At 69.6% G+C, this 15,363-nt stretch carries 18 protein-coding genes; 7 read left to right on the plus strand and 11 right to left on the minus strand.

Annotation, left to right across the window (positions count from 1 at the left end; all coding sequences use genetic code 11):
• Positions 1-254 precede the first annotated feature (254 nt).
• Together BKD26_RS39805 and BKD26_RS18800 are read left to right on the plus strand one after the other, a co-directional pair.
• Positions 255-614: a hypothetical protein gene (locus tag BKD26_RS39805; RefSeq protein WP_179166591.1), complete on the plus strand. Its 360-nt coding sequence runs from the start codon at positions 255-257 to the stop codon at positions 612-614.
• Positions 611-2,104 carry a terminase family protein gene (locus tag BKD26_RS18800; RefSeq protein ID WP_143662670.1) on the plus strand — a complete coding sequence of 498 codons (1,494 nt, stop codon included), beginning with the start codon at positions 611-613 and terminating at the stop codon, positions 2,102-2,104. Before BKD26_RS39805 ends, BKD26_RS18800 begins: the two co-directional genes overlap by 4 nt.
• 215 nt (positions 2,105-2,319) lie before the next feature.
• Here the strand turns inward: BKD26_RS18800 and BKD26_RS18805 are convergent, their stop codons facing one another.
• The 6 genes from BKD26_RS18805 to BKD26_RS18830 all read right to left on the minus strand — a co-directional run bounded on the left by BKD26_RS18805 (position 2,320) and on the right by BKD26_RS18830 (position 6,614).
• Positions 2,320-2,586, minus strand: coding sequence for a GlsB/YeaQ/YmgE family stress response membrane protein (locus BKD26_RS18805; RefSeq protein ID WP_084899279.1), 267 nt, complete (start codon positions 2,584-2,586; stop codon positions 2,320-2,322).
• Positions 2,587-2,679: 93 nt separating this feature from the next.
• Positions 2,680-2,949 carry a Sec-independent protein translocase subunit TatA gene (gene tatA / locus BKD26_RS18810; protein ID WP_084899282.1) on the minus strand — a complete coding sequence of 90 codons (270 nt, stop codon included), beginning with the start codon at positions 2,947-2,949 and terminating at the stop codon, positions 2,680-2,682.
• A gap of 39 nt (positions 2,950-2,988) precedes the next feature.
• Positions 2,989-3,570: a TerD family protein gene (locus tag BKD26_RS18815; protein ID WP_084899284.1), complete on the minus strand. Its 582-nt coding sequence runs from the start codon at positions 3,568-3,570 to the stop codon at positions 2,989-2,991.
• 164 nt (positions 3,571-3,734) lie between these two features.
• Positions 3,735-4,442: a hypothetical protein gene (locus tag BKD26_RS18820; protein ID WP_179166592.1), complete on the minus strand. Its 708-nt coding sequence runs from the start codon at positions 4,440-4,442 to the stop codon at positions 3,735-3,737.
• Positions 4,443-4,580: 138 nt separating this feature from the next.
• Positions 4,581-5,156: a TerD family protein gene (locus BKD26_RS18825; protein ID WP_084899287.1), complete on the minus strand. Its 576-nt coding sequence runs from the start codon at positions 5,154-5,156 to the stop codon at positions 4,581-4,583.
• 153 nt (positions 5,157-5,309) lie between these two features.
• Positions 5,310-6,614 (minus strand): LCP family protein, encoded by a 1,305-nt coding sequence (locus BKD26_RS18830; RefSeq protein WP_241518731.1) that lies wholly within the window; start codon positions 6,612-6,614, stop codon positions 5,310-5,312.
• Positions 6,615-6,827: 213 nt separating this feature from the next.
• On the opposite strand from BKD26_RS18830, the gene BKD26_RS18835 reads away from it, so the two are divergent.
• The 3 genes from BKD26_RS18835 to BKD26_RS18845 all read left to right on the plus strand — a co-directional run bounded on the left by BKD26_RS18835 (position 6,828) and on the right by BKD26_RS18845 (position 8,806).
• Complete coding sequence (locus tag BKD26_RS18835; RefSeq protein ID WP_084899289.1) at positions 6,828-7,316, plus strand: BlaI/MecI/CopY family transcriptional regulator; 489 nt, start codon at positions 6,828-6,830, stop codon at positions 7,314-7,316.
• A gap of 150 nt (positions 7,317-7,466) precedes the next feature.
• A complete protein-coding gene (locus BKD26_RS18840) occupies positions 7,467-7,871 on the plus strand; it encodes a BlaI/MecI/CopY family transcriptional regulator (RefSeq protein ID WP_084899292.1) in 405 nt (134 codons plus the stop codon).
• A 5-nt stretch (positions 7,872-7,876) separates the two neighbouring features.
• Positions 7,877-8,806, plus strand: coding sequence for a M56 family metallopeptidase (locus BKD26_RS18845; protein ID WP_084899294.1), 930 nt, complete (start codon positions 7,877-7,879; stop codon positions 8,804-8,806).
• Between the two features lie 73 nt (positions 8,807-8,879).
• Here the strand turns inward: BKD26_RS18845 and BKD26_RS18850 are convergent, their stop codons facing one another.
• The 4 genes from BKD26_RS18850 to BKD26_RS18865 all read right to left on the minus strand — a co-directional run bounded on the left by BKD26_RS18850 (position 8,880) and on the right by BKD26_RS18865 (position 11,126).
• Positions 8,880-9,143 (minus strand): hypothetical protein, encoded by a 264-nt coding sequence (locus BKD26_RS18850; protein WP_084899297.1) that lies wholly within the window; start codon positions 9,141-9,143, stop codon positions 8,880-8,882.
• A 31-nt stretch (positions 9,144-9,174) separates the two neighbouring features.
• Positions 9,175-9,630: a TerB family tellurite resistance protein gene (locus BKD26_RS18855; protein WP_084899299.1), complete on the minus strand. Its 456-nt coding sequence runs from the start codon at positions 9,628-9,630 to the stop codon at positions 9,175-9,177.
• Positions 9,631-9,743: 113 nt separating this feature from the next.
• A complete protein-coding gene (locus BKD26_RS18860; protein WP_084899302.1) occupies positions 9,744-10,808 on the minus strand; it encodes a sporulation protein in 1,065 nt (354 codons plus the stop codon).
• A 96-nt stretch (positions 10,809-10,904) separates the two neighbouring features.
• Positions 10,905-11,126: a hypothetical protein gene (locus BKD26_RS18865; RefSeq protein WP_084899303.1), complete on the minus strand. Its 222-nt coding sequence runs from the start codon at positions 11,124-11,126 to the stop codon at positions 10,905-10,907.
• Positions 11,127-11,671: 545 nt separating this feature from the next.
• Between BKD26_RS18865 and BKD26_RS18870 the strand changes: the two genes are divergently transcribed.
• Together BKD26_RS18870 and BKD26_RS18875 are read left to right on the plus strand one after the other, a co-directional pair.
• Positions 11,672-12,595: an ion transporter gene (locus BKD26_RS18870; RefSeq protein WP_084899306.1), complete on the plus strand. Its 924-nt coding sequence runs from the start codon at positions 11,672-11,674 to the stop codon at positions 12,593-12,595.
• Between the two features lie 481 nt (positions 12,596-13,076).
• A complete protein-coding gene (locus BKD26_RS18875; protein ID WP_143662671.1) occupies positions 13,077-14,882 on the plus strand; it encodes a hypothetical protein in 1,806 nt (601 codons plus the stop codon).
• A 27-nt stretch (positions 14,883-14,909) separates the two neighbouring features.
• Here the strand turns inward: BKD26_RS18875 and BKD26_RS18880 are convergent.
• A partial coding sequence (locus BKD26_RS18880) for a nitrilase-related carbon-nitrogen hydrolase (protein ID WP_206603692.1) occupies positions 14,910-15,363 on the minus strand: 454 nt, incomplete at its 5' end.

Raw genomic sequence — 15,363 nt, forward strand, 5'->3', positions numbered from 1 at the left:
AGCACTCGGGCGCCGGCCATCGGCATGCCACCATGCATGATGGGTTACGCGGCGTGGGGGAGAGAGAAGGCTTTCCGGTGAGTGACCGGACCGCCGTTGAGCCTTGGGAGCGGCAAAGCGGGGAGTCGGTCCAGGCGTTCGAGGCGTTCACCGTGTACCGCGATCTCGGCCCAGCGCGGAGTGTCACGAAGGCAGCACGGGAGTTGGATAAGTCTCGGTCTCTGCTGGGCCGGTGGTCGCGGCAGTTTGCATGGGTGATGCGGGCGGCGGCCTACGATCGGGAGCAGGACCGGCTGTTCCTCGCGGAGCAGGCGCAGGCGCGGCGGGACATCGCCCGCAGGCACGCGAAGCTGGCGCAGGCCGTGCAGAGCAAGGCGGTCGCGCGGCTTCAGACGCTCGACCCGCGGGAGCTGTCGCCGTCGGAGCTGCTGCGCTACATCCAGGTCGCGGTTGAGATCGAACGGCGGGCCGTAGGGGAGGCCCCAGCGGCCGGGGCGGTCGAGGACCGGGACCAGGGCGTGGACGTGGCCGCCTTGTCGGACGAGGAGCGCCGGGCCCGGATGGATCAGCTCCGCCGTGAGCTGGAGCGCCGGTTGTCGGAGGGCGCGCAGTGAGTCGCGGCCGGGCCAAGCGCCGCATGGTCGAGGGGTTCGCGGACCCGTCGGTGATGAGCGACGAGCAGTTGAAGGCTGAGGTCGCGGCACTGGTACGGGCCGATGAGCTGTCGGCGCGCAGGTGGGCGTGCGAGGTTCCGAACTGTGACGGGCTGCCCCACGCGGGGTGGCTGCATCACCATGCCCGCGCGGCGCAGCGTCAGCCGCTGTGGCTGTGGACGGTGTGGATGCTGCTCACCGGCCGTGGCTGGGGCAAGTCGCGGACGGCGGCGGAGACGGTGAGGGAGTGGTCTCAGACACCAGGTCTTCAGATAGCGGTGGTGGCGAAGAACGCGACGCTCGTGCGCGATATCTGCTTCGAGTCCCCGAAGTCGGGGCTGCTGTCGGTGTTCCCGCCCGAGGAGGTGGCGAAGTACAACTCGTCGCTGGGTGAGACGACGCTCCGGCTGACGAACGGCACGCTGATCCGGGGGTTCGGTGCGGAGACGCCGGACAACCTGCGTGGCTGGGCATTCGACAAGGCGTGGTGCGACGAGTACGCGGCCTGGTCGCGGCACACCGCGCAGGAGGTCTACGACATGCTGTGGTTCTGCCTGCGTGAGGCGGACACGCCGCAGGTCGTCATCTCCACGACGCCCAAGCCGCTCCCACACGTGAAGCGGCTCGTTGAGCGCGGACGGGAGCAGGAGAAGGCACACGAGGAGGGAGGGGCGCCGCCTCGGGTGGTGCTGACCCGCGGGCACATGCGGGAGAACGACGCGAACCTGTCGGCGGCGGCCCGCGAGGAGCTGGAGGAGGAGTACGCCGGCACCAGGCTGGGCCGTCAGGAGCTGTCCGGCGAGCTACTCGAGGACGTGGAGGGCGCGCTGTGGAAGGGCTGGATGCTGGAGGTCGAGGGCTTCCGGCCCCGGCCTGAGCATCTGCCGGACCTCCAGCGTGTGGTGGTGTCCGTCGATCCGGCGACCAAGAGCCACGAGAACGCGGACATGACGGCGTTCACGGTGGCGGGGCGCGGGTTCCCGGTGGAGACGATGTTCGGGGACGACCGGCCCCGCGGGTATCTGCTGCACTGCGAGCAGGACCGGTACACGCCTACGCAGGCGATGAAGCGGGCCGCCGCGCTGTACCACGAGCACCGGGCGGACTGCGTGGTCATCGAGGCGAACAACGGCGGCGACTACCTGCCGGCGCTCTTGGAGCAGGTGGATCCGACGGTGAACTGGCGGATCGTTCATGCCACGAGAGGGAAGCGGGCGCGGGCGGCCCCGGCAGCGCAGCTGTACGAGCAGGCTCGGGTGTCTCATGTTGGTCCAGCTCGGCGGTTCGCGGAGCTGGAGGAGCAGATGACGACATTCGTCGGCCAGGGGGAGACGGAGGATTCGCCGGACCTGCTCGATAGTGCCGTGTGGGCGTTGTGGGATCTGTTCCTCGACCCGGCGATGCCTCCGCCGCGCGGCGGGGACGACCAGCGGTTGAGTGGACGGCGCTGACTGGCGGGAGCACCGGGCCGGAGTACTGAACTGACGTCCCGACGCGGTTGGACTGAGGGCTCGCACCCGTTCAGAGGTGCCCCGCGCCCACTGCCCAGCGAAGGCGGTCAGGTTGAGCAGGAGGAGTGACCGCGGTAGTGCAGGAGAGGCTCCCTCGTAACGGCGCATGGCAAGAAATGGGACTGGCTCGCCGACCGGTAGACGCGGGTCGGCCGTCAGTCACGGGAATTGCCAAAGAGGATGCGGTAGGCGATCAGCAGGACCAGAGAGCCGCCGATGGCCGCGCCCCAGGTGGCGAGGTCGAAAAACTGGTTCTGTATGGGCCGGTCGAGGAACTTGGCGGAGAGCCAGCCGCCGGTGAAGGCGCCGGCGATGCCGATGAGGGTGGTTCCGATGAGGCCGCCCGGGTCGCGTCCGGGCAGGAGGATCTTGGCGATGGCGCCGGCCAGGAGTCCGAGGACGATCCAGCTGATGATGCCCATGACGTAACAATGCTTTCCGATTCAGCGGACGGTGGCGGTCCGGTGGGTCTGTACGGGGAGGGACGCGCCCGGGTCGGATTGGGTTGCGAACGGTCAGGTTCGTGGTGTGTCGTTGCCCGGCTGGTCTGCGGGACGGCTGACGGTGTCGCCGGGTGCGGCCTGGATGATGCGCGGGGCTGTGGCCTCGCGCGTGGCTGCCTCCGCTGTGGTCGGCGGCGTCTGGTCGGCCTTCATCGCTTTGGCCTCGCTCTTGAGGATGCGGGCTGACTTGCCCATGGAGCGGGCGAGTTCGGGGAGTTTCTTGGCGCCGAAGATCAATATGACGACGATGAGGATGATGGCGAGTTCGCTTATGCCGAACATGGGTGTCCGTCTTCTCCCCGGTGGCGGGCGGCAGGATGGCTAGAGGTGGCTGGCGATGGCGGGCATCAGGTCCTGGAAGGTGCGGCCGTTGGCCGGTTCCCCGATGGCGGACATGTGCCATCCGCCGCTGGAGCGGTGGACCTTGGCCATGATCTGGGCGGTGTAGGAGCCGCCGCCGGAGAGGGTGTAGCGGGCCAGTTCCTGGCCGGTGTTCTCGTCGATGAGGCGGCAGAAGGCGTTCTGCACCTCGGCGAAGGTCTGCCCGGTGAAGGAGTTGACGGTGAAGACGATCTGGTCGACGTGGGCGGGCAGGCGCAGCAAGTCGACGAGGATCGATTCGTCGTCGCCGCCCTGCCCGGCGCCGCCGACGAGGTTGTCGCCGGTGTGGCGGACCGAGCCGTCGTCGCTGACCAGGTGCTGGAAGAAGACGACGTCGACCGGCTCGTTGCCGGCGAAGAGCACCGCAGAGGCGTCGAGGTCGATCTCGCGGGCAGTCAGCTTGGCCAGGAAGCCCTTACGGGGCGCCGCCTGCCATCCCAGTCCCATCCGTACGACGCTGAGCGGTTGCCCACCTGTCTTCTCCAGGCTGATCTGCTGGCCCTTGGTCAGCGTGATTCCCACCGGTTTCCTCCTGGCGCTTGGGGATCGGGCTTCGCTGCCCGTGCTGTGCACGGGCAGCACGCCTGAATCTACAGCACTGTAGAAGCGTCGGGCAGGGGCGCGCCTGACCTTGCCGAGTATGGCGTTGCGGCACCTGTTCGGTCTGCGTGCGCCGTCGGGGGGCGTCAGTCCCGCGACGGGAGGGAGGGGCTGGTGAAGTCCGGGCTGCTGTAGCCGGGGCTCGTGGTGCGCTGCTCGAAAGGTGGGGCGGGGCGGGGCTGCGACGCGGGCGTGGGCGGTTGGTGCAGCTCGCGGCGCAGGAACGGGAGCAGTCCGCGCTCCAGCAGGGCCTGGCGCCACGCCGCGTGGGCCTGGGCGAGGGAGGCGGTGTCGGGCTGCGGGCGGCGGGATGTGGCGCGGTGCCGGGCTGCGGTGACCATGAGCGCGGTGATCGCTGCTGCGGCGGCGAGCAGCGCCACGGCTCCGGCGACCCAGCCGGCCCGGATCAGCGCGATGGCGAGGGGCTGCTGGGCGCTGGCCAGCTGGAGCCCGTAGCCGAGGAGAAGGAATATGACCGCTGCCGCAGTGGACAGAACGGGAGTGAGTACGGCCAGTGCCGCCGCTAGTCCGTTCCCGGCGGTCGCGGGCTGGCGGGGTCGGCCGGTGGGGGCCAGGGAGGCCACCCGCAGTCGCAGTAGGGCGGTGTACTCGGTGGCAGCTTCGGCGGCGATGGTGTCGGTGGCGGCAAGCGCCCGGGCGCGCAGCTGCTCGGCGGTGATCTGCGCGGTTGGCTGTTGCAGGGCCTCGCGGATGTCAGGGTTGTTGAGCGCGGCGTGCAGTGCGTGTTCGAAGTCTGCTTGGTCGACGGCTTCGAGGCGGCCAGGCTCGTTCATGAAGGTCCCCCCGATCGTGTAATGCGGTCCGGTGCCGGCGTTGTGGCGGCGCGGCAGCTGGCGGGCATGTGGCGGCGGACGTGTTCGTGACGGGCGGGCCGGACGTACGGTCCGGCCCGCCGGCAGACGTGTGGTGGGTCAGACGTTGACGCCGAAGTCGGCGGCGATGCCCGCCAGTCCGGAGGCGTAGCCCTGGCCGACCGCGCGGAACTTCCACTCCGCGCCGTTGCGGTACAGCTCGCCGAAGACCATCGCGGTCTCGGTCGCGGCGTCCTCGGACAGGTCGTAGCGGGCCAGCTCGGCGCCGCCCGCCTGGTTGACGACGCGAATGTAGGCGTTGCGGACCTGGCCGAAGCTCTGGCCGCGGTTGGCAGCGTCGTGGATGGAGACGGGGAAGACGATCCGGGCGACGTCGGCGGGGACGGTGGTCAGGTTGACCTTGATGACTTCGTCGTCGCCCTCGCCTTCGCCGGTGAGGTTGTCGCCGGTGTGCTCCACCGAGCCATCGGGGCTCTTGAGGTTGTTGAAGAAGACGAAGTGCTGGTCGGACAGCACCTTGCCGGACTCGTTGACGAGAAGCGCGGAGGCATCGAGGTCGTAGTCGGTGCCCGTGGTCGTGCGGACATCCCACCCGAGGCCGACCAGGACAGCCGTCAGGCCCGGCGCCTCCTTGCTCAGCGAGACATTGCCGCCCTTGGAGAGGCTCACACCCATGTCGCATCCCTTCCCTGACCGAGGACCGGGCGCAGGGGCCCGGCCGTTGAGTGACTGACACTCAGAATCTACAGCACTGTAGAAGTTGCTGAAGGGTTGTCAGGGCCGCTCATGTCGCAAGCGGACATGGAGCGCGGTGATGCAGGCAGCCGGTCAGCCGCGCAGTCCGGGGTAGCCGGGGCCGACGGTGAGGGTCACCGCACCGGGTGCAGCCTGCGGGTCCTGTCTGGGGGTGGCGGGTGTCCGCAGGCGGGCGGCGAGGGCCTTCGCCTGCTCCTCGAGGCCGGACGGATAGGTCACGGTGGTTTCCTTCGCCGGCGTCGGCGCGTTGCCGGTTCCGTTGACGGTGTAGCCGACCGCGCGCAGCTCCTGGGCGGTGGTGGCGGCCTGGCCGGGTGTGCCGGTGCCGTTGAGGACCCGGACGGTGATCGTGCGGGCCGGGACCGGCTTGGCGGCGGTCAGTTCGTCCTTGTCGACCTCCTGGTCCTTGGCGAGGGCGGTGAAGAGGGTCTGTGCCTGGGGGTACTGCCAGGAGATGTTGGCCTTGTCGGTGGGGAAGTCGAGTTCGCGCGGGTAGCTGGGGACGGTCAGGAAGGTGAGCCGGTCCTCGGGTATGCCCTTGAGGCTGGAGGCGAGGCTGGTCAGGGGTTTGATCCCGGCGAGGTCATCGTCGGTGGTCAGCGACTTGGTCGCCGAGTCCAGGAAGGAGTACAGGTCGCCGGGGCTGGCCAGTTTGTCCTGGGCTCTGGCGGCCAGGGCCTGCATGAATTCCTGCTGGCGCCCGATGCGTCCGATGTCGGAGCCGTCGCCGACGCTGTAGCGGGTGCGGACATAGCCGAGGGCCTGCTCGCCCGTGACCGTCTGGCAGCCGGACTCCAGGTCCAGGTGGGCCTTGGTGTCGTGGATCGCCTGCTTCGGGCAGACCTCGATGCCGTCCAGCGCGTCGACCATGCCCTTGAAGCCCTGGAAGTCGACCGAGAGGAAGTGGTCGATGCGCAGCCCGGTGTTCTGCTCGATGGTCTTGATGGTGCAGGCGGCAGCGCCGCCGATGTCGCCTGTGGTGCCGCCGATCGCGAACGCCTCATTGATCTTGGAGTGGTGCGGTGCGGAGGTGGTGCCGTTCCCGCGGTCGCACGAGGGTATCTGCACCCAGGAGTCGCGGGGCAGGGAGACGACGGCGGCCCATTCCCGGTTCGCGGCGATGTGCACCACCATCAGGGTGTCCGACTGCATGGTGGTCAGGCCCTTGCCGTACTTGGCGTTGTCGCCGTCGCGGCTGTCCGAGCCGACTACCAGAATGTTCTTCGAGCCGGGGCTGAGGTTGGCCGGACGGTCCCCGCCGATCTTGTTGTCGATACCGGCGGCCTGGATGTTGCCGTCGAGGCGCTGGTACAGCCAGTAGCCGCCTCCACCCGCGACGACACACAGTACGGCCAGGGCAACACCGGTGAAGGCCAGGATCCTCCCGCGCCGTGTCAGCCGGGTCCGGGCCCGCCGGCGCCCTCGGGACCGCGCCGTCCGACGTTGCTCGCGGAGTGCGCCAGGCTGCCTGTCCACGTGTCCGCCTCCCTGTGCCGCCCGGTGTGGCGGTTCGCTGTGCTGTGTCGTGATGCCGCCCGGCGGCCCCCTGTTTCGTGCCGGCGGAGTCAAGAATCTACAACGGCGTAGAAGATGGTGGGAGCAGAGGGCATCGTGAACGTGTGCGAGGGACTGCTGCCGAGTCTCGTGTCCGGCAGCGACGGAGAGGAGTGGCAGGTGAATGACAAGCAGGACGCGCCGGCGCTCTACGGCCGCGGCCGTAGAGCGCCGGGCGAACTCGAGGCCAGTGTGCTGGCCGCCCTGGGCAGCGCGCCGGGACCGGTGACGGCTGGCTGGGTGCGCGAGCAGACCGACCCCGCCCTCGCCTACACCACGGTGGTGACCACACTGACACGGCTGCACGGCAAGCAGGCCGTGGTACGCCACCGTGACGGGCGCTGCTACCTCTGGAGCGCCGTCTCCGACGCAGCAGGGCTGGCCGCCCGGCGCATGCACAAGGTCCTCGACGAGGAGAACGACCGGCGGGCCGTGCTCAGCTCGTTCGTCGCCGGACTGTCCCCGGACGACGAACGGTCGCTGCGACTGAGACTCGACACCACACGTGCGGGCACCGGCAGCTGACCGGGCGCCGTGCCAGGGTGCGGGCCCCTTCTCCCAGCTCGTGGAAATGGACATCGCGGAAACAGCGTTGGGCGCGCGGGCGACGGGCTCAGTACGATGAACCGCTCCCGCAGTGGTGGGCGGGAGTGGGGACGGTGGGAGGTTGAGGGTATGACGGACCAGAGCAGGGGCGGAACCGAGCAGTCCCCGCGCCGGCGCGGCCAGGGCGAGCTGGAGGGGCAGGTGCTCGCCGCGCTGGGCACGGCTCCCAAGGCGGTCACCGCGGGCTGGGTACAGGAGCGCCTCGGCGGCACCCTCGCTTACACGACGGTGATGACCATCCTGACCCGGCTGCACGCCAAGGGCGCGGTCGCCCGCCGACGGGCGGGCCGCTCGTTCGAGTGGACGGCTGTCGCCGACGAGGCCGGGCTGGCCGCATTGCGGATGCGGAGGGTCCTGGACGCCGAGACCGACCGCGAGGCGGTCCTGGCCCGCTTCCTGACCAGCCTGACGCCAGGCGATGAACAGGTGCTGCGCGATCTGCTGGCCCAGGGCTCCAGGGAGGGGGAAGACTAACCGCCATGGGAGTCTTCGTCTTCCTGCCGCTGGTGCTGCCGTTAACGGCCTGGCCGGTCGCCCGCCTTGCCGAACAGCATCTGCACCCCCGGGTGGCGACCTGGCTGCTGTCGGCCGTGGCCGGGGTGCTCGCGGTGTGCAGCACCCTGTGCCTGGCCTTGTTGATGGTGGTCGGCACCGCGCAGCTGCCCGGCAACCCGCTGCCTGATGGCTGGTCGGACCCGGAGGTCCGTGAAGCCGTCCCCTATGACGAGGTCGCGGGCAAGGCCGCCATCCCCGCCCTGATCGCGGTGCTCGCCGCGTGTACGCGGACGGCGTGGCGCCACCACCGCGTCCGCCGCCGGGCCGAGCGCGCCCTTGCCGGCCTGCCCGAAACATCGGTGGCGGTGCTGCCCGACGAGCTGCCGTACGCCTACGCGCTGCCCGGCAGGCGGAACAGGATCGTGGTTACCACCGGGATGCTGGCCGGGCTCGGCTCGGCTGAGCGACGGGCCTTGTTCGCCCACGAGCGCGTCCATCTCGCCCGCCGCCACCACCGGTTCCTGCTCACCGTGCAGCTCGCCGCACGGGCCAACCCGTTCCTGCGGCCATTGCGGACGGCCGTGACGTACTGCGCAGAGCGGTGGGCGGATGAGGAGGCGGCAACTGCTGTGGGCAGTCGGCGCACCGTGGCCCTGGCGATCGGTAAAGCCGCGCTGACCTCCCGGGGCGCGCCCATCGCTACGCTCGCGCACTTCGCGGCCCTAGGTCCGGTGCCGCGCCGGGTGGCTGCCCTGCTCGGACCGGCTCCCGCCGGACGGATCTGGCCACCGGTCTTCACCATGGTGGGCCTGGCCGCCTGGACAGCCGCCGCGGGCACCACCGTATCGGCGCTGTCCTCGGCGAACTCGGCCGTCACGCTGTTCCTCATCCTGCACGCGGCCACCCCGATGTAGCCGATCTCCGCCAGGCACGTGGAAGGGGTGCTGGCGCCCGCCCGGCGTCAGCACCCCGTCCGGTCGACACAGGTCAGGTGCGGGCCTTGAAGCGTTCGAGGGCGGCCACGCCCGCGGCAGCGAGTCCGATCTGGATGAGCCATTCGATCCAGTCGACGCCCTTGGTGTCCGCCACTCCCAGGCCTGCGGCGATGCCGGTGCCGACGAAGGCCGCGGCGATACCGACGCCGATCGTCCACAGCACGCCGATGCGCTGCCGGCCCGGTAGGACCAGCCGTCCCAGCGTGCCGATGGTTACGCCGATCACGATGGCGCTGATGACCCCGGAGATCTCCATACCCGTCCCCTTGTCTGCGTCGTGTGGGGCTTTACAGGTCGAACTCGTGCGGCGGCAGGTCGAGCGTGAAGCACGCCTCGCGGACGATCGCCTGCTCGGTCTTGTCGAAGTCGCCGTCGGCGCCGCCGATGACGATGCCGATCTGGATCACGGCGCGGGCCTCGGCGGGCTTCTTCTTCGCCTTGGCGATCTCCTGCAGCACGCTGACCTTGCCGAAGTCGAAGTCGGCGGTCAGCTTGTTGAGGTTGTCGTCGAAGCGGCGCTGCAGGTCGGTGGCGTCGAAGTTCTGCAGCACCTCGTTGGTGGCGATCAGCTGGGCCACGCGGCGCCGCTCGGCCGGGTCGATGGTGCCGTCGGCGGCGGCCACCAGCGCGCACATCGCCATGCTCGCATCGCGGAACGCGCCGCTCTTGAGGTCGTTCTTCTTCGCCATCAGCTGGGTCTGCATCGTCGATGCGGACTCCTTGATGCGGTCCCACAGGGCCATGGCCAACTCCACACGTCTCAGGGGTGTCCGGGCCGAAAGGGGGGCGGCCCGGACAACCACTCCTTCTACATTGATGTAGAAGCTACCAGGGGCGGCAAGAGCGCGCGGGCTCCTCAGTCCTCGCCGCCCTCTTCTTCGTCGTCGCCTTCGAAGAAGTCGCCGACCTCGTCGACGACTTCGGCCGCGACCATGCCGCCGACCACGCCGACGGCGAGCCCCGCCGCACCGGCCGCGATCGCGGTACCCATGCCGGGCCCGGAGCGGTGCCCGTGACCGTCGCCGTGATGGTGGCCGCCGTGGCCGTGCTCGTCCTTGTAGGCGTGGGTGGCGTAGGGGTCGCCGTGTCCGTAGTGGCCGCCGTGGTGCGGCTCGCCGTGCCCGTAGGAGCCGAGTGAGCCGTGGGAGGCGCGGTGCTCGATCATCTGACGGATCCAGCCGTCGACTTCGGCGTGCCAGTTGATCTGCTCGACCCCGTGGTGGCTGACAGTGAAACGGGACACGGCGTCGTGGCCGGCGGAGAAGAGGCCGCCGCGCTTGTCGGCCTCCAGGACCACCTCCATGCCGGCCGGACCCGCGAGGAAGGTCACCTCGATCTCGTTGACCTGGTGCGCGTACTGCGGCGCCGGGGCGAGTTCGATCTCCTGGTAGAAGGGCAGCTGCTGGCCGGTGCCGCCGATGCGCCCCAGTTCCAGGTCCGCGGACTTGAAGCCGAAGCCGAGCTGGCCGAGCGCCTCCAGGATCGCCTCCTGGGCGGGCAGCGGGCGCACCGCGAGCTGGTCGAGGTCGCCCTTGTCCTTCGCGCCCGCCACCGCCAGCTCGGTGCGCACCCCGAGCACGATGCCCAGCGGTTGGCCGTACAGCTCGGTGATGGGGGTCTCCCACGGCAGCATCACGCTGAAGGGGACGCTGTGCGCCTCGCCAGCGGCGAGGCGGAAGCTGCCGCCGACGGTGAACCGGTCGAAGACGATGGCACCTTCGGATTCCCCGCCGTCGTGCTCGGCCTCGACGCGGGCCACCAGTTCCAGGGTGATGTGCTCGATCGTGAAGTCCGCGTCACCGCCCCGCAGGTGGACCTGTCCGTTCAGGGCCCCGCCGGGCAGTACCGGGCCCGGGTCGAGGACCGTGTCCACCGTGGGCCCGCCCACGCCGAGCGATCCGAGCAGCCGCTTGAACACCATCGTGGCGTTCACTCCTTCATGTGTACGTACGGTTCTTGCTGCCGTCCGGCGGCGGACCCCGTAAGGGGTGAGGGCCACCGCCCGGCGGACGAAGGTTTACTTGACGGAGGTGTCGAGCGCGGCCAGGGCCTGAGCCCAGCGCGCGTACTTCAACTCGGCCAGATCAGCGACCGTCTTGACGCCGAACGCCTCCTGAAGGAGTTCGCCATCCCTGTCCGAGACCCCCTTCAGCGCGGAGACCGGCGCGGCGAGGATCTCCGGCAGACTCTTGTCCGCCCACGCCTTGTCCAGCACCTTGTCCAGGTCGATCGAAGCCACGACAGCCCTCCCAGGGAAAAACCGATGGATAATCCGGACGACGTGCCGTCGGGGTAGCCGTGACCGGCGGATAATTTCCTGCTCAAACCGCTCCCGCCCCTGCCCGTCGCCCACAGGGCAGCCAGGAACCCTCCAGGCCGCCCCTCGCGTTATCTACACGCATGTAGAAGCATAGAGGTGAGGCGCCCCGCACGGACGACAGCCCGGCGGAACGTCCGAAAACCACTCATGCGGATGGCGGAAGCCGCCCCCGCAAGGCGACTTCGCCGCCCCTTTACCAAGGGGGCTGGCCTTACTGATCGTTTCAGAATGCGATGCGTAGACGGTGGAGCAGGCGAGTTCCAGGACTCCTTGGTGGGGGCGAGCTCTCGCAGCCGGTGACCGCTGCCCCCTGGGTGTCTGCCCTCCGGCGAGTCGGTCTTGGTCCTCCGGTCAGGGCAAGAGCGGCCGGACCCCGGACGGCGAACCCGGTCCAGCGCCAGCACCCTTTAAGATCCACACCTGTTGGAGCGCCAGAACAGGTCTGCGAGGAATCGAATCACCCCATGCCCGAACGGACCGCCGCGCAGTTACGGCACGCCTTGGCCGAGCGCAGCCGCCGCATCGTGGACTCGGTGGCGTTCACCGCCGCCGTCTTCTCTCTCATCGCGGGAAACGCCGCGCTACTGGGCATCGAAACCTACGCCGGCATTGTGGACGAATGGCACAGCACTCTGGAAGCCGCAGAGCTCGTCTTCCTCGGCGCCTTCACCACCGAGATACTGCTGCGGGCCGCCGCCCACGCCGACCGCCCCAAGGACTTCTTCCGAGACCCGTGGAACGTCTTCGACCTGTTCGTCGTCACCGCGGCCTTCCTGCCGTTCGCCCGCGAGAACGCCACCGTGCTGCGGTTGCTCAGGCTGGCCAGGGTGGCGCGCGCGGCGCGCTTCTTGCCCCAGCTGCGGATCGTGATCGTGGCCGTGGGCAAGAGCCTGCCCGGAACCGTGAGCTTCCTGCTGGTCGGGGCGCTACTGCTGTATGTGTACGCCATGGTCGGCTGGGTGTTCTTCGCCGATGACGACCCTGAGCACTACGGCTCGCTCGGCCGCGCCGCCCTCACCCTCTTCCTCCTCATCACCCTCGACGGCCTCGGCGACGCCGTCCGTGCGGGCCTGGAAATCTCCCGCTGGACCATCCTCTATTTCGCCTCCTTCGTCCTGCTCGGCTCCTTCGTCCTGGTCAACCTCCTCATCGGCGTCGTCATCAACTCTCTCGAAGAAGCCCGCGAGATCGAAGCACCGGCCCGGCAGCCCCTGGAACAACCCGCCACACCCGACGTCCTGCGCCTTCACGAGCGCATTGCAACAGCTCGCCAAGCACTCGACGTCCTGGAAGCCGAGCTGGCTGCCCTGACCACACCCCGGCCCCGCGAAGAGGAAGCCCCCACCCCGGCACCCCTCGCGCCGCAGACTCGACCGGACACTCCCTGATCGTGCTTGTCGCAGGCTGCTGTCCACCTTGCACCACCGGATCGACGGAGCCGCACAGGGCCGAACGCATCGCCGCCGACTCGGCCCGCGCGGAGTGTCACGAAGGGGGTACGGGAGTTGCATGAAATCTCGTGCGCTGGTGGGCCGGTGGTCGCGGCAGTTCGCATGGGTGGTGCGGGCGGCGCCTACGGCTGGAAGCAGGAGCGCCTGCCCCGAGCACCCGCTACTCCCAGCCCCTCGCGTCGCCGCCTCGCCACTCAATGAGGTCCGTGCGTTCGAGGTCGACGGTGTCCATATCCAGGCCAGCCCGACGCAGGAGCTCCTGGAGTGCTGGGAAGACGGTACGCCAGCCCAAGAACCACGCTCCATCGACGCCAACGAGCGCCCGCGGTGGTGCCTTACAGCGTCGGACGTACCGGCTTGTCCTTGATGCGAGGGCGCATGACTAGGGCTGGATGGGAGCTGGTGGACGGCGGCTAGGGTGACTGTTGGCGCGGGGCCGACCTTCCTGGAGTGGGATGTGGGCCTGCGCCATTTGATCATCGACGCGTGGTCGTGGCTGAACTACAAGCCGGTGATGGCCGACGCTGGCCGTCCGGGCAGTCGCGCGTTTCCGGAGCTGGCCAAGACGTGGGTGCCGCAGCACGAGCTGCGGCGGCTGACTGCGTACAAGGTGCTGGCGGCGTATGACAACAACCAGGCCGGGCAGCTTGCGGCGGCCGGTGGCGATGCGAGCGCGCTGGAGCGGCGGGAGCTGGGGGACGCGGCGAATCTCGTGGACACTGCGCTCGGCTACCTCCTCGGTTCGGAGCAGAGGGTCACGGTCGAGGGTGCGGAGCATGCCGACGAGGAGATGCCGGCACCCGGTGCGGTGGAGGCCGCCGTGGTGCAGGACCGGTTGCGGAAGTGGGCGGACAAGGAGCTGCTGACGTTCCGGGTGCAGCAGGCGGAGCGGGCGGCGGTGCTGCTCGGGGACAGCGTGATGGTGCTGGCGTGGAATCCGGAGAAGCAGCGGCCGACGCTGCGGGTCTACGATCCGGGGTTCTTCTTCCCGCAGTGGGGTGATGAGGACGAGGACTTTCCCAGCCGGGTGCATCTGGCGTGGGAGTTGCCGGCGGACGACGACGCGGGGTTGAAAACCAGGGTGCGGCGGGTGACGTACGAGCTGGGTCCGATCTCCGAGGACGGCGAGCCCGGCGACGAGGGTGCGGCGGCTGGCGGGCGGCAGTACCCGTGGGAGCCGGGCCGGACGTCCAACGTGACGTGCTATCTCACGGACGCAGAGTGGCTGCTGGAGGATCTGAAGAACGGTGAGACGCTGGACCGGCTGCCGATGGACAAGGCGAGCTTCCGGGTGCGGCCGGACGGCACGGAGCTGAACCGGCTGGATCTGATGATCGACTTCGTGCCGGTGATCCACATCGCGAACACGATCCCCGACGGCGGAGAGCACTGGGGACGCTCGATTCTGGCCCGGGTTCTGCAGGCGCTCGACGAGCTCGCGGCCACGGACTCGGACAGCTCAGCGGCCTCCGCGACAACCGGCACGCCGATCATCGGGCTCGCGGGTGCGCGGCTGCCGGTGGACCGGGCGACGGGCAAGCCGCAGGAGCTCCAGGTGAAGGCCGGTGCGGTGTGGCAGCTCGGCGAAACCGGGCGGATGGACGCCCTCGACACCTCACCGCAGCTGGCCGAACTGCGGGCGCGGGTGGATCACCTACTGGAGCGGATCGCGGCGAACAGCCGCGTGACGGCGGCCGGGCTCGGGACGCTGGAGGCCACGGAGGTCCCGTCGGGGTACGCCCTCAAGCTGGCGCTGGGGCCGCTGGATGCGCTGATCGGGATGATGCGGCTCGCCCGTGAGCACAAGTACCGGCTTCTGTTCAAGATGGTGCAGCGGCTGTACCAGGCCGGGCGGGCGGAGGGCTGGACGGCCGGGGAGACGCTGCCGGCGCGGCTGGCGTGGGCGCCGCACACGCCGACCGACAGGGGCGCCGTGCTGGAGGAGGTCGTCAAGGCGTACGGGGCCGGCGTGCTGTCGCTGGAGACGGCCGTGACGATGCTGCTGGAGGCCGGATACCCGATCAAGGACGCCTCCCAGGAGGTGGAGCGGATCAGGGCGAAGGCGGAGCAGGAGGCCGCGGTGCGGATGGCGGAGGCCGCTGCTCGGCGCGGGCGTGAAGAGGACGACGAGGACCAGAAGGAGGACGACGGGTCGGGGTCGGCCAGGGTGAGGAAGCCGACGGGGAAGGTGAGTGAGCGGGAGCCGGTGGAGGCGGGCCGGTGACGGGGCCTCGGGGTGCGTGACGCGGGTTCAGCGCAAGATGCCGCGGGCGCGCATCAGGTCGATCTGGGGTTCGGTGACGTGCTCACGGTATTCGGCGTGGTTGTACGGCGGGCGGTCGGCGTAGAGGTTGGCCGGGTAGATGGGCCGTTCGTAGAGGGTGGCGAACAGCTCGGTGCGCAGGTCCTTGGCCCAGTTGGTCCACGCGGCGGTGGTGCGCTGACGGCGGAGGGCGGGCAGGTCGATGGTGGCGGTGACGAAGGTAGCGACGCCGCCGTGGTCGAGGTGGCCGATGGTGCGGCCGGTGTAGTCGGTGATGGTGGAATGGCCGCCGAAGAAGTCAACGCGCTGCACGTCGGCTCCGGTGTAGGAGGCCGGGTTGGGAGCGAGGACGTACATGGTGTTATCGAGGGCGCGGGCGCGGTTTTGGATGTCGTAGGCGTCGGAGGCGACGCCGGGCAGCGGGTAGCTGGTGCGGTAGGCG

This window comes from Streptomyces sp. CB03238, assembly GCF_002099185.1.
In the GTDB taxonomy this organism is placed as follows: domain Bacteria; phylum Actinomycetota; class Actinomycetes; order Streptomycetales; family Streptomycetaceae; genus Streptomyces.